Source organism: Sodalis sp. RH15 (genome assembly GCF_047324255.1).
Classification (GTDB): domain Bacteria; phylum Pseudomonadota; class Gammaproteobacteria; order Enterobacterales; family Enterobacteriaceae; genus Acerihabitans; species Acerihabitans ligni.
In genome coordinates this window covers 4,836,525-4,850,397 of sequence record NZ_CP178738.1, presented here as the reverse complement: position 1 = coordinate 4,850,397, position 13,873 = coordinate 4,836,525, and the positions used below count along the sequence as shown (strand labels likewise).

General features: G+C 56.5%; 11 protein-coding genes. 5 read left to right on the top strand and 6 right to left on the bottom strand.

The window, feature by feature from the left end; all coding sequences use genetic code 11:
• Nucleotides 1–111: 111 nt before the first annotated feature.
• From ACL2XO_RS22065 to mtnN, 3 genes are read right to left on the bottom strand one after another with little or no spacing between them, the layout of a single operon-like run.
• Nucleotides 112–723: a TRIC cation channel family protein gene (locus tag ACL2XO_RS22065; protein ID WP_413741533.1), complete on the bottom strand. Its 612-nt coding sequence runs from the start codon at nt 721–723 to the stop codon at nt 112–114.
• Nucleotides 723–1,583, bottom strand: a complete 861-nt coding sequence (gene btuF / locus ACL2XO_RS22060; protein WP_413741532.1) for a vitamin B12 ABC transporter substrate-binding protein BtuF — start codon at nt 1,581–1,583, stop codon at nt 723–725. Before btuF ends, ACL2XO_RS22065 begins: the two co-directional genes overlap by 1 nt.
• A complete protein-coding gene (gene mtnN / locus ACL2XO_RS22055) occupies nt 1,580–2,281 on the bottom strand; it encodes a 5'-methylthioadenosine/S-adenosylhomocysteine nucleosidase (protein ID WP_203523839.1) in 702 nt (233 codons plus the stop codon). Before mtnN ends, btuF begins: the two co-directional genes overlap by 4 nt.
• Before the next feature lie 175 nt (nt 2,282–2,456).
• Between mtnN and dgt the strand changes: the two genes are divergently transcribed.
• The 4 genes from dgt (at nt 2,457) to ACL2XO_RS22035 (ending at nt 7,361) form a co-directional block, all read left to right on the top strand.
• A complete protein-coding gene (gene dgt / locus ACL2XO_RS22050; protein WP_132928014.1) occupies nt 2,457–3,971 on the top strand; it encodes a dGTPase in 1,515 nt (504 codons plus the stop codon).
• A 167-nt stretch (nt 3,972–4,138) separates the two neighbouring features.
• A complete protein-coding gene (gene degP / locus ACL2XO_RS22045; protein ID WP_132926094.1) occupies nt 4,139–5,569 on the top strand; it encodes a serine endoprotease DegP in 1,431 nt (476 codons plus the stop codon).
• Between the two features lie 187 nt (nt 5,570–5,756).
• A complete protein-coding gene (locus tag ACL2XO_RS22040; RefSeq protein WP_132926096.1) occupies nt 5,757–6,914 on the top strand; it encodes a CdaR family transcriptional regulator in 1,158 nt (385 codons plus the stop codon).
• Between the two features lie 153 nt (nt 6,915–7,067).
• Complete coding sequence (locus ACL2XO_RS22035; RefSeq protein WP_203523837.1) at nt 7,068–7,361, top strand: helix-turn-helix domain-containing protein; 294 nt, start codon at nt 7,068–7,070, stop codon at nt 7,359–7,361.
• A gap of 70 nt (nt 7,362–7,431) precedes the next feature.
• On the opposite strand, the gene ACL2XO_RS22030 is transcribed toward ACL2XO_RS22035, so the two are convergent.
• Together ACL2XO_RS22030 and ACL2XO_RS22025 are read right to left on the bottom strand one after the other, a co-directional pair.
• Complete coding sequence (locus tag ACL2XO_RS22030; RefSeq protein WP_413741531.1) at nt 7,432–8,778, bottom strand: enolase C-terminal domain-like protein; 1,347 nt, start codon at nt 8,776–8,778, stop codon at nt 7,432–7,434.
• A gap of 53 nt (nt 8,779–8,831) precedes the next feature.
• On the bottom strand, nt 8,832–10,169 hold the full coding sequence (locus ACL2XO_RS22025; RefSeq protein WP_413741530.1) for an MFS transporter: 1,338 nt from the start codon (nt 10,167–10,169) through the stop codon (nt 8,832–8,834).
• 512 nt (nt 10,170–10,681) lie between these two features.
• On the opposite strand from ACL2XO_RS22025, the gene gudD reads away from it, so the two are divergent.
• Complete coding sequence (gene gudD, locus ACL2XO_RS22020; protein WP_203523835.1) at nt 10,682–12,007, top strand: glucarate dehydratase; 1,326 nt, start codon at nt 10,682–10,684, stop codon at nt 12,005–12,007.
• A gap of 59 nt (nt 12,008–12,066) precedes the next feature.
• Here gudD and garD read toward each other — a convergent pair whose 3' ends face one another.
• On the bottom strand, nt 12,067–13,641 hold the full coding sequence (gene garD / locus ACL2XO_RS22015; protein ID WP_203523834.1) for a galactarate dehydratase: 1,575 nt from the start codon (nt 13,639–13,641) through the stop codon (nt 12,067–12,069).
• Nucleotides 13,642–13,873: the final 232 nt, after the last annotated feature.

Here is a 13,873-nt window from a genome sequence, read left to right as displayed (position 1 = left end):
CGGGCCGGCGCATTCACTGCGCATCGGCTCCGTTAATGCCGCCTGTTCATTCAATCCTATCGACCCTTGCCCCGGACGCATCATCTTGCAAACGCGTTGAGTCGTCCGCGGTTATTTCTCCAGTTCAAAGGTCGGCAACTTGAGATGCCAGCGGATGGCCGCCAGCCGGATAATCAGGGTGACGGCCATGCCCATTATCGACGCATGCTGCGCTCCCACCTGGAAAGTATGAAAAGCGGTGGTATGGACGATGCCGCCGGCAATACAGGCGGTAGCGTAAATTTCCGTACGCAGGATCATGGGGATTTCCCGCGCCAGCACGTCCCGCAGTATGCCGCCGCCAACGCCGGTGATAACCCCCATGCACACCGCCACCAGCGGACCGGTGCCGCCGGCGAAGGCTTTATTCACGCCGATGCCGACAAAGACCGCCAGCCCGATGGCATCGAGCACCGGCAGGATCCAGGCCGGTAAATGGCGGGGTTGCCTTACCACCATGATGGTGACGAAACAGGTCACCATCGCCACCACCAGATCGGTGGGATCCCTCACCCAGAATACCGGACCGTTGTTAAGGGCCATATCCCTGATGGTGCCGCCGCCGATGGCCGTCACCACTCCCAGCACCAGCACGCCGAAAGGGTCCATGCGCAGCTTTCCCGCCAGCAGGACGCCGGAAATGGCAAAAACCGCCGTGCCCAGAATATCCAAAATAGCCAACATCAATGCACACCTGAAATTTTCACGGCCGCGGTATTATCCCCGCCCGGCCGATCGCGAGCCGCCAGCGTTCGGCATAGCTGCTCCGCCGCCAGCATGATGCGCGGACCGCTGCGGTTGAACCAATCCTCGTTGAGGGCGATAACCGGCACCGTCAGCTGCGGCTGCCAGAAGGCTTTAACCAGGGGAATGCGACCATCGTCGCCGGCGGTCACGATGGCCTGCGGTTTGCGGATCAGCACCTGTTCGCGGCTGACCTGCGGCCAGGGCACCGGGCTGTCGTCGAAAATATTCCGCGCGTTGCACAAGTTCAGGATCTGGCTTTGCAGCGTCCGCTTGCCGGCGGTGAACAAGGGTTGATTGCCGAACTGCATAAACACCCGTATCGGCGGATTGGCGGCATAGCGTTTTTTCAGATCCGCCGCCCGCTGGCGAATCTCCCGCGCCGCCTGATGAGCCTGCTCAGGATGGGGGCTATAGGCGGCCAGGCTGTCCAGGCTTTTGGCGATATCCTCCACCGTAAGCGGATCGATATAGAGTATCGGGATGCCGAACGCCGCGAGCTGATCCAGCTGCCGCTGCGGATTCCCCCCGCGCCAGGCCAGGATCAGGTCCGGTTTCAACGCCAGAATCCGCTCAAGATTGATGCCTTGCCAGGAGGCCACCTGTTCCAGCTTTTTTGCCTGAGGCGGGTAATCCGACCAGGCGCTGGCCGCCACCAGCACCGTGCCCATACCCGCCGCGTAGGCCAGTTCGGTGGTATGGGGAGCCAGGCTTATCACCCGGTGCGCCGACCAGGCCGAGGGCGCAAGGAGTATCAGCAGCAGCAATAGTCCGGCGCGCCGGGACGTCGATAATATCATTGGTGCCCGGCCAGGGCGCCTATCATGGTGTCAACCAGACGGCTGGACTGTTTGGCCGCCACCGCCAAAAACTCATCAAAGCTGAGGTGGGAAGCCCGGTCCGCCACGTCGGAAATGGCCCGCACCACGACAAAGGGCACCACGAACTGATGGCAGACATGGGCAATGGCCGTGGCTTCCATTTCCACCGCGATAGCCTGCGGGAAGAGGGTGCGGATGCGGCTAAGGGGCTGCGCGCCGTTGATAAACGCATCGCCGCTCACCACCAGGCCGCGCACCGCGCGCATATCCAGCCGGGTGATGCACTTTTCCGCCAGGGCCACCAGCGAGGCGTCGGCGGGAAACGCCGCCGGGCACTGGGCCATCTGTCCCGGCTCGTAGCCGAAGGCGGTGACGTCCACGTCATGGTATCTTACCTCGGTGGACACCACGATATCCCCCACCTCCAGGGACGATGCCAATCCGCCGGCGGAGCCGGTATTGATCACGAAGTCGGGCTGGTAATGATCCAGCAGCAGCGCGGTGCCCAGGGCGGCGGAAACTTTACCGATGCCGGATTTCAGCAGCACGACTTCTATGCCGTGCAACCGGCCGCTGTAGATTTCGCATCCCGCTTTTTGCCAGGTGGTCCGATCCTCGATCAGGTCACGCAGCAAGGCGACTTCCTGTTCCATCGCGCCGATAATGCCTACTCTCATTTCATTGCCCTTACTGTTAATCAATTTTTGATATCCAAGATGGATGTTAATTTACCCTTGGGGTAAGTTCCGGCATTCTATCATGTCCGGAGACGGGAAATAATTGCCGCCGTGGTTGCATTTAACTCCTGCTATGGGTATCACGGTAGTTCAGGAACAGCATTGGGGGAACATGATGTCCGCGATCGACTTTCGCAAGAAACTGAGTTTTCAGCGCCCTTCCGGTCAACCCATCATCGCCGAGGACGAATATGCCGTTATCCGCCAGTTTGAAAGCGATCGCGGACGCATCATCAACTCCGCCGCCATTCGCCGCCTGCAGCAGAAAACCCAGGTCTTTCCCCTTGAACGCAATGCGGCGGTGAGGTCTCGGCTGACCCATTCCCTGGAGGTGCAGCAGGTGGGCCGGCATATCGTTAAGGAGGTCTTCCATCAGCTCAAGAGCGAACGGCGTATCGAGGATCTGGGCCTGTCGCAGCTGGAGGCTCCCTGTGAAAGCATCGTCGAAATGGCTTGCCTGATGCACGATATCGGCAACCCTCCGTTCGGCCATTTTGGCGAAGCGGCGATTAACGACTGGTTCGGCCGCCGTCTGGATATCGCCGGTTTAGGCAATGAGGCCCAGGGCAACGATCGCTGCCAGGTGGAAATTTTGCGCCTGCGCGCCGGTGAAAACGACGATAACGAATTGCGTTCCCGCATCCGTCTCGATTTGTGCCATTTCGAAGGCAATGCGCAGGCTATCCGCATGGTGCACAGTCTGCTCAAACTAAACCTGACCTATGCCCAGGTGGGCTGTGTCCTGAAATACACCCGCCCGGCTTACTGGCAGGGCGCGGCGCCGGCGGAATTCAGCTATCTCATGAAAAAACCGGGCTATTATCTGGCGGAAGAAGGGTATATCAAGACATTGCGCGATGAATTAGGGCTAGGGGAGTACCATCGGTTTCCTCTGACCTATATTATGGAAGCCGCTGACGATATTTCTTATTGCATAGCCGACCTGGAAGATGCAGTGGAGAAAAAGATATTTACCGTAGAGCAATTATATAACCACCTTTTGCAGGAATGGGGCGAGGTTACGAAAGGCGATTTATTCCAGCAGGTGATCGGACAGGCTTTTGACAAGATAATGCGCAATCAGGGGTTACGCAGCGGCGATCAGTTTTTCATGTATTTACGGGTTAATACCGTCGCCAGTCTGGTGCCCCATGCGGCACAGCGTTTTCTTGACAATCTGGCGACAATATTTGACGGATCTTTTAATCAGGGATTATTGGAGGACTCAAGCCCGGCTTATCAATTGCTCAAGATATTCAAAGGGGTGGCATTCAAACATGTCTTTAACCATCCGGAGGTTGAGCAGCTTGAACTGCAAGGTTACCGGGTCATCAGCGGGCTGCTGGAAATCTACAGTCCCTTGCTTGAAATGCCGTGGGAGGCGTTCAGCGCACTGGTGGCCCAGGATTATCACCGGGACTATATGATCCCCACCCGGCTGTTTCACAAATTATCCACTAAACATCGCCTGGCATATGGTGAAGCGGTAGCTCAATTAAATCAGTATCCTCAACGACAGCAATCGATGATGGAATTTTATTATCGGGCGCGGTTGGTTCAGGACTATATTAGTGGTATGACCGATCTTTATGCTTGGGACGAATATCGCCGATTAATGGCGGCGGAGTGAGCCGGACGGCATTGCCGAGTTTTGTAAAGCCGGCCAATATTTATTTACCATTGCGGTTTTTAGTCTACTGAACTTCGTGTTATTTCATTACTCTCACATAATGACTACGGCAGTCGATTCGAATCATTATCTGGTACTACTAATACTAATAGTCGAGACAACGTTAAATGAAAAGAATGAATTTGGTCCTAAGTGCAATGGCGTTAAGTTTAGGGCTGGCGCTAAACCCCGTTTCCGCTTTTGCGGCGGAAACCGCCTCGACCAACCAGCAGCTTCCCAGTCTGGCCCCGATGCTGGAACAGGTAATGCCTTCGGTTGTTAGCATTAGCGTGGAAGGCAGCACGGCGGTGAATTCGTCGCGGGTACCGGAGCAGTTCCAGCAGTTTTTCGGCCAGGATTCCCCTTTGTGCCAAGACGGTTCGCCCTTCCAGGGTTCACCTCTATGCCAGGGCAACGGTGGCGGCGACAATAATACCCCTCCCGCCAGAGAGAAATTCATGGCCTTGGGCGCGGGTGTAATCATCAATGCGGAAAAAGGCTATGTGGTCACCAACAACCATGTGGTGAATGACGCCAACAAAATCCAGGTTCAGCTGTATGACGGGCGCAAATTCGACGCCAAGATCATCGGCAAGGATCCCCGTTCAGACCTGGCCCTGGTGCAGCTTATCGATTTCAAAAACCTGACCGCCATTAAAATGGCCGATTCGGATCAGCTGCGGGTAGGGGACTACACCGTCGCCATCGGCAATCCTTACGGCCTGGGGGAAACCGCCACCTCCGGCATTGTTTCGGCCTTGGGACGCAGCGGCCTGAATATCGAGAATTACGAGAATTTCATCCAGACCGATGCGGCTATCAACCGGGGTAACTCCGGCGGCGCGCTGGTCAACCTGAATGGGGAACTGATCGGTATCAATACCGCCATTCTGGCGCCGGACGGCGGCAACATCGGCATCGGTTTCGCCATCCCGAGCAACATGGTGAAAAACCTGACTGCGCAAATGGTTGAATACGGCCAGGTCAGGCGCGGCGAAGTGGGTATCATGGGCACCGAGCTGAATTCCGAACTGGCGAAGGCCATGAAGGTGGATGCCCAGCGCGGCGCCTTTGTCAGCCAGGTCCTGCCGAAATCCGCCGCTGACAAGGCCGGGGTTAAGGCCGGGGATGTGATAGTCACCATGAACGGCAAGGCCATCAGCAGCTTCGCCGCTTTCCGGGCCGATGTGAGCTCAATGCCGGTGGGCACCAAAGTCTCCCTGGGCTTGCTGCGCGACGGCAAACCGGTGACGGTGGTGGTTACCCTCGAACAGAGTACTCAATCGCAGCTGGATTCATCCAATATTTTCACCGGCATTGAAGGCGCGGATCTGAGCAATACCCAAACCGGCAATGTGAAAGGGGTGAAAGTGGATAACGTCAAGCCCGGCAGCACCGCGGCGCGTATCGGCCTGAAAAAGGGCGATATCATCCTGGGCGTTAACCAGCAACCGGTGCAGAATATGGGGGATTTACGCAAGATCCTCGACACCAAGCCCTCGGTGCTGGCCCTGAACGTACAGCGCGGCGACACCACTATCTATCTGCTGGCGCAGTAACATCACAGCGTCTCCAAGCACATTATCTACCTGCTCACGGCGCCTCCGGGCGCTGTTTTTTTTGCCCGGAATGTGATATCTCGCACAATTTACGCGGGTAACCCCGCGCTTTATGCATTTGCACAATGAATGTCGCCATCTCAATGGGTATGCTAGTGCAAAGGGCTTAATGAGGGGCGGGAACAGGATGGCGACATATCATCTCGACGCGAGATTGGCGCAAGAAATCGTGGCAAGGACGATGCAGATCATCGATAGCAATATCAACGTCATGGATGCCCGGGGCCGCATCATCGGCAGCGGCGACGAAGAGCGCGTCGGTGAATTGCACGAAGGCGCGCTGCTGGCCTTGTCCCAGGCAAGGGTGGTGGACATTGACGATGGCGTGGCGCGTCATCTGCACGGTGTCCGCCCAGGGATTAATCTGCCGCTGAAAATCGACGGCAATATCGTGGGCGTTATCGGCCTGACCGGCAATCCCAGCCAGCTGCGCCAGTACGGTGAACTGGTGTGCATGACGGCGGAAATGATGCTGGAGCAGGCCCGGCTGCTGCATATGCTGGCGCAAGACAGCCGGCTGCGTGAAGAGCTGGTGCTGAACCTGATCCGCGCCGAAGAGGTGACGCCGGCGTTAATTGAATGGGCGCAGCGGTTAGGGATCGATATCAACCAGCCGCGGGTGGCGGCGGTGGTGGAAGTGGACAGCGGCCAGTTCGGCGTGGACAGCGCCATGGCGGAGCTGCAACAGCTGCAAACCCTGCTGACCACGCCGGAACGGGATAACCTTATCGCCATCGTCTCCCTTACCGAAATGGTAGTGCTGAAACCGGCCCTGAACGGACATGGGCGCTGGGATGCGGAGGAACACCGCCGCCGGGTCGATACGCTGTTTTCCCGCATGACGGAAAGCAGCCGTCTGCGGGTGCGCATCGCGCTGGGCAACTATTTCCCCGGCGCAGGAGGTATTGCGCGCTCCTGGCGAACCGCGCGCACCACCATGGCGGTGGGCAAACAGCGGCTGCCGGATCAGCGCTGCTATTTTTATCCGGACCTGATGCTGCCGGTACTGCTGGACAGCCTGCGCGGCGGCTGGCAGGCCAGTGAACTGGTGCGCCCGCTGGCCAAACTCAAGGCCATGGACAATAACGGCCTGTTGCGCCGCACCCTGATTGCCTGGTTTCGCCACAATGTACAGCCGACCCCCACCTCGAAGGCGCTGTTCATCCACCGTAATACCCTGGAGTACCGCCTGAACCGCATTTCGGAAATGACCGGCCTGGATCTGGCCAATTTCGACGATCGCCTGCTGCTTTATGTCGCGCTGCAGCTGGATGATGAGGCCTAATCGGCTATAAATACAACTTTCTAAGTGTGATCATAAATTAGTCTGTAGGATAATATTTCCTCTTGAGGAAAGTTTCTCTATGAGCTAATAAACTGAGAAGACCCCCTCGAAACGAAATCGTTTTAGCATTGCAACGGTTGGAGGAACTTACTGATGAGTAAGATAGTCGCTATTAAACACGCCGAGGTCATGAAACGCTTGCTGAATACGCCTGAAGCTGTTGCCGCCTATCAGGAGGCGATGGAAGAAGACGCGTTGCTTGAACAATTAACCGAGTGGCGGGAAAACGCCGGACTGACCAAAGCGGAAGTGGCCAAGCGGATGGGGGTCAACCCGCCGGCGATTAACCGGCTGGAGCGAAATGTTACCAAAGCCTCTTATCACACGTTAAAACGTTATGCTGCGGCATGCGGCATCAATATGACCATTGTTGCAGCCAGTAAATAAATCTTAAACTGTCATCTGCTACCCATAGATCATAGATAGAGGGGACGCCATGCCGTCCCCCCCCACATTATCAACGCACCAGCGCCGGCCTCTTCTTATCGAATGTCCAGCCCGGGATCAGATACTGCATGGCGGCCGCATCATTTCGGGCGCCGGAAGGCATCCGCCTATACAGCTCATGCTGCTTCTCGATAAGTCCCATATCGATCTCGACCCCCAACCCCGGCTTATCGCTCAGCTCCACCTCGCCGTTGACGATTTGCAGCGGATTTTTGGTGAGATGCTGTCCCTCTTGCCAAATCCAGTGGGTATCCAGCGCCGTGGGTTTACCCGGCGCGGCGGCGCCCACATGAATAAACATCGCCAGGGAAATATCAAAATGGTTGTTGGAGTGACAACCCCAGGTCAGCCCCCATTCGTCGCATAACTGCGCAACGCGGATGGCCCCCTGCAATGTCCAGAAGTGCGGGTCGGCCAGGGGAATATCAATGGAATTCAGCTGCACCGCGTGGCTGAGTTCGCGCCAGTTGGTGGCTATCATATTGGTTGCCACCGGCAAGCCCGTGGCGCGCTTGAATTCCGCCATCACTTCCCGGCCGGAAAAACCTTGTTCCGCGCCGCACGGGTCCTCGGCATAGGCCAGAATGCCGCGCATATTTTTGCACAGATGAATGGCTTGTTGCAGTGACCAGGCGCCGTTGGGATCGATGGTAATGCGGGCGTCGGGAAAACGCCTGGCCAATGCGGTGACCGTTTCAATCTCCTGTTCGCCCGCCAGCACGCCGCCTTTTAGCTTGAAATCCTTGAAGCCATAGCGATCCTGCGCGGCTTCAGCCTGGCGCACAATAGCCTCAGCGGTCATGGCCTCTTCCCGGCGCAACCGATACCAGTCATGGGACGCGCGCTGTGGGCCGGCCTCGTAGGGCAGGTCGGTACGATTTCTGTCGCCGACATAAAAGAGATAACCCAGCACCGGCACGCTGTTACGCTGCTTGCCCGGGCCAAGCAGTTCGGCCACCGGTACGCCCAGATGCTGGCCCATTAAATCCAGCAGCGCGGCTTCCAACGCCGCCACGGCGTTAACCCGCAGCTCAAAGGTCCAGGCGCCCTGGGCGAAAGAATCAAAGTCCTGGCCGATATGGCCTTTATGCACGTCATAGACAATCCGGTTCAGCGTGGCGAGCTTCTGTCCTATGACCCGCTGCCTCGCGTCCAGCAGGGTATTCAAGATGACTTCGCCGCCCGGCGCCTCGCCGACGCCGGTATGCCCGGCATTATCGGTCAGTATGACGATATTGCGGGTGAAATAGGCGCCGTGGGCACCGCCGATATTCATCAGCATGCTGTCATGGCCGGCCACGGGTACCACTTTCATATCGGTGACGGTCGGCGCGCCGGAAAAATCACACTTATCCATTACTCATTCCTCGTATTCCTGGCCGCCCGCTTGGCGGCCAAAGCAAAAAACCGTCATGCCGCCAGGGGTTTCAGCACCAGGCGCTGGATTTTCCCGACGATAAACAGATAACTCAAAATCACCACCAGGCCGTTGCCGGCCACATACAGCATCGCACCGTCGAAGGAACCGGTTTTGTTCAAAATATAGCCAATGACGATAGGGGTGGTAATCGCACCGATCTGGGTCACCAGATTCAGCACCCCGCCGCTGAGGCCGACTATTTCCTTCGGCGCGGTATCGGCATTCACCGTCCAGCCCAGCGCACCGATGCCTTTACCAAAAAACGCCAGAGACATTGCCGCCACGACCACCACATCGGATGTCGTGTAATTACAAATCACCATGCTGGTACACATCAGCATACCCACAATGATGGGGGTCTTGCGGGCCACCGACAGCGAATAGCCCTTGTTGAGCAGATAATCGGAAAATACGCCTCCCAGCACGCCGCCGATACAGCCGCATATCGCCGGCAGGGCCGCCACGAAACCCGCCTCCAGGATGGACATTCCCCGGCCTTTCACCAGATAGATGGGAAACCAGGAGAGAAAAAACCAGGTAATGGCATTCACGCAGTAATTGGCAAGATAGATGCCCAGCAGCATCCGGCTCGACAGCAGCTGCTTGACATACCCCATCTGCGGACCGGCGCTTTTCTTTTGCAGCGCCGGGTCGTTATCCATATCCACCAGGCCGCCGCCGGCCCGGATATACTCTACTTCTTCTTTACTGACCCGGGGATGATTCAACGGGCTGTACATGGTTTTGAACCACACCAGGCCAAGCACTGCGCCCACCAGTCCCATCACGATAAAAACGTATTCCCAGCTGACTTCCTGGGTAATCCACCCCAGCAGCGGGTTAAAGATCACCAGCGCCGCGTATTGGGAAATATTGAAAATCGCCGAGGCGGTGCCGCGTTCCCTGACCGGGAACCAGGCCGAAACAATGCGGCTGTTGGCGGGCATCACCGGCGCCTCGGCAAATCCCACCATAAAGCGTAAAATAAACAGCATCAGCGCCGCAGTGGCGAAGAAATGCACAAATCCCTGGGCGAAAGTAAACGCTGACCAGATAATGACAGCGCTACCATAAACGATTTTAGAACCAAAGCGATCCAGAAGCCAGCCGCCCGGCAGCTGCGCCAGGGTATAAGCCCAGCCGAACGCGGAGAAAACATAGCCCATTTGCAGCGGATTCAGCCCGAGATCGCTGGCGACATGCGGGCCGGCAATGGATAGGGTTGAGCGGTCGGCATAATTAACGGTACTGATAATAAATAATATTGCCAGTATCCAAAACCTGGAATGGGTTTTATGGGTGGCAACGGAAATTGAGTTTTCAGCCATGATTCCTCTCCCCTGTGGGGTATAGGGTAATTTTTATCTGTCTGCATCCGGCGATTGTTCGAGCTTAACGTTCGTAGAGTAGGTAAATGGATGCGGCTATCAATAACGGGTCATCAGGGAGTGAGTATAAATTGAGTTACTCCGCCGCACATTGTGCTTTTGACTGAATGAGTGCTGACAAAGGGGGAAGCTTTAAGGCGATAGAACAGCCTCATGTGATCCCAATCACCATGAATAAGCGTTTTGTGATCAGGTTCGCAATGGTGAAAATAGAGTAAATATTCAGCGAAAAAAAGCCGGTAGCGTTTATTCAAGGCAAAAAGCCGCCGGTTTCACTCTGTTGGCTGAAGGGGGGATCCCTTCGTCACAGAGGAACAGAATGTTGGATTTTGACGAGATATACCTTCGTGGCTTAGGCATTTGCATAGTGCCTGGGCCGACAAGTGTCGTTATAGTCGATTCCAACTTGTTATTACTTGCGCCTAAATATCAATATCAGGAGAGGAAGGATTATGACTCCGGCTATTACCACCATGAAAGTCATTCCGGTTGCCGGCCATGACAGTATGTTATTGAATCTGAGCGGGGCCCATGGCCCCTTTTTTACCCGCAATATCGTCATCCTTACCGATAATGCCGGGCATACCGGCGTGGGGGAAATTCCCGGCGGCGAAAAGATACGTCTCACCCTTGAGGAATCCGCCGGCCTGGTGGTGGGCAAGTCCCTGGGGGAATATAAAAACGTCATGCGGGCCGTGCGGTTGCGGTACGCGGATCGCGATATCGCCGGTCGCGGATTACAGACCTTTGATTTGCGTACCACGATCCACGTGGTGACCGGCATCGAAGCGGCGATGCTCGATTTGCTGGGGCAATTTCTCGGCGTGCCGGTGGCGGCGCTGCTGGGGGAGGGGCAGCAGCGGGACGCCGTGGAGATGCTGGGGTATCTGTTTTATATCGGTGACCGCAAGCGGACGGATTTAGCCTATCGCAGCCAGCCGGACGATCCCTGTGGCTGGTATCGCCTGCGTCACGAAACCGCCATGACCCCGGCGGCTATTGTGCGCCTGGCACAAGCCGCCTATGAAAAATATGGTTTCAATGATTTCAAGCTTAAGGGCGGGGTGCTGGCAGGCAGCGAAGAAGCCGAGGCGGTAACCGCCCTGGCGGAACATTTTCCCAAGGCGCGTATAACCCTGGATCCCAATGGCGCCTGGTCGCTGGCGGAAGCGATTACTCTTGGTAAACAGCTGCGCGGCGTGCTGGCCTATGCCGAGGACCCGTGCGGCGCCGAGCAGGGCTTTTCCGGGCGAGAGGTCATGGCGGAGTTCCGTCGCGCCACCGGCTTGCCTACCGCCACCAATATGATTGCCACCGATTGGCGGCAAATGGGCCATACCTTGGCCCTGCAGTCGGTGGATATTCCCCTGGCGGATCCCCATTTCTGGACCATGCAGGGTTCGGTGAGCGTTGCCCAGCTTTGTCACGAATGGGGACTGACCTGGGGTTCGCACTCCAACAACCATTTTGATATTTCCCTGGCGATGTTCACCCATGTCGCCGCCGCCGCGCCGGGTAAAATTACCGCTATCGATACCCATTGGATCTGGCAGGAAGGCGATCAGCGCCTCACCAAAGAGCCGCTGCAAATTATCGGCGGCAAGGTCAAGGTACCGGAAAAACCGGGACTGGGCATTGAGCTGGATATGGCTCGGGTAATGGAAGGCAACGCGCTTTATCAACAACACGGCCTGGGGGCGCGGGACGATGCCGCCGCCATGCAATACCTGATTCCCAACTGGACATTTGATAATAAACGCCCGGCGCTGGTGCGGTAGTCCGGCATTGGCATAAAAACAAAAAGGCCGGGTAATGCCGGCCTCTGTTTAATGGTTTATCAGGTCACCGGCGCTGGGTTGAATACCGACAGGGCGTTATGGATGCCCCATTGATCGGACCAGGTTTTTTTGCGGCCGCTGGCGATGTCCAGAATAAAGTTGAACAGCTGCCAGCCCACGTCTTCGATGGTGGCTTCGCCGGTGGCGATGGTACCGGCGTTGATATCCATCAAATCGTACCAGCGATCCGCCAGGGCATTGCGGGTGGCCATTTTAATTACCGGTATCGCCGCCAGACCGTAAGGGGTGCCGCGGCCGGTGGTGAATACCTGGACGGTAATGCCCGACGCCAGCTGCTGCGTGCCGCAGATAAAATCGCTGGCCGGGGTGGCGGCGAATATCAGCCCGCGTTTGGTGGGGCGCTGGCCGGGGGACAGCACTTCCACAATGGCGCTGGTACCGGATTTGGCGATGGAGCCCAGGGCCTTTTCCACCACGTTTGCCAGTCCGCCTCTTTTGTTGCCTGGGGAGGGGTTGGCGCTGCGGTCGGTTTGGCCGTTGCTCAGATAATTATCGTACCAGGCCATTTCCTCAAGCAGCCGGCGGCCTACATGCTCATCGGCGGCGCGCGGGGTCAGCAGATGGATGGCATCGCGTACCTCAGTGACTTCGGAAAACATCACCGTAGCGCCGCAGCGTACCAGCAGATCCGAGGCGAAACCCACCGCCGGATTGGCGGTAACGCCGGAAAACGCGTCGCTGCCGCCGCACTGCATGCCGATCACGAGATCAGAAGCGGGGCAGGTTTCGCGCTTGCGGGCATTCAGACGTTTCAGATGCTCTTCCGCCACCTGCAAAATATCATCCACCATGGATTTAAAGCCGACGTGCTTTTCATCCTGCAACCGCGTGATACTGACGCCCGCGCTCTCAACCGCGATGGGAATTTCATCCTCGGTGCCGGTCAACAGGCGTTCCGGCTGCAGCTTTTCGCAGCCCAGGCCGACTATCATGATTTCGCCGCCGAAATTGGGATTCAGCGCGATATTGTGAATGGTGCGAATCGGCACTACCGCGGCGGGGGCATTGATGGCCACTCCGCAGCCGTACAAATGGTTCAACCCCACCACGCCGTCCACATTGGGATATTTCGGCAGCAGATCCCGTTCAATAAGCTTGACCACGAACTCCACCACTCCCGCCACACAATGGACGCTGGTGGTAATGCCCAGCAGATTTTTGGTGCCGACGCTGCCGTCCGGGTTGCGATAGCCTTCAAAGGTATACCCTTCCAACGGCGGCAACGGGGCCGGCACTTTGGTGGCCAGGGGCAGTGATTCAAGGGGCGGCGCCTCGGGCAATACCACCAGGGATTCGTCTATCCAACTGCCCTGTTTAATATCCCGTACGGCATAGCCGATGATTTCTCCATATCGAACAATATTACCGCCTTTGGCAATATCATGTAATGCGACTTTATGTCCTTGGGGAATATGCTCGACAAGCTCCAGCCCATCAGGAAATTTAGTACCGGCCGGCAGACCGTTATTGTTCACGATAATAGCAACATTATCGGTATCGTGAACTTTAATATACAATGCGTTGTCGACATTGTGGGTGATAATTGATGACATAAATGTCTCCGTAAATACTACTTGAGGGTCATAACCTCGAAATAGCAGAGCATCAACGCTAACGGTATGGGTGTAACGATAGTATAAGCGCTTTTAGTAGGGTTTTGCATTGTGCAACTGAACTATTTTTAGCGTGTAAATTCGCTAATTATAGTGCTAATGACATACATAAAGTGATGCTGGTCGCTATTCCCCGTGTTAAAAAAAACCTGTCGCCAATAACGTGATACGG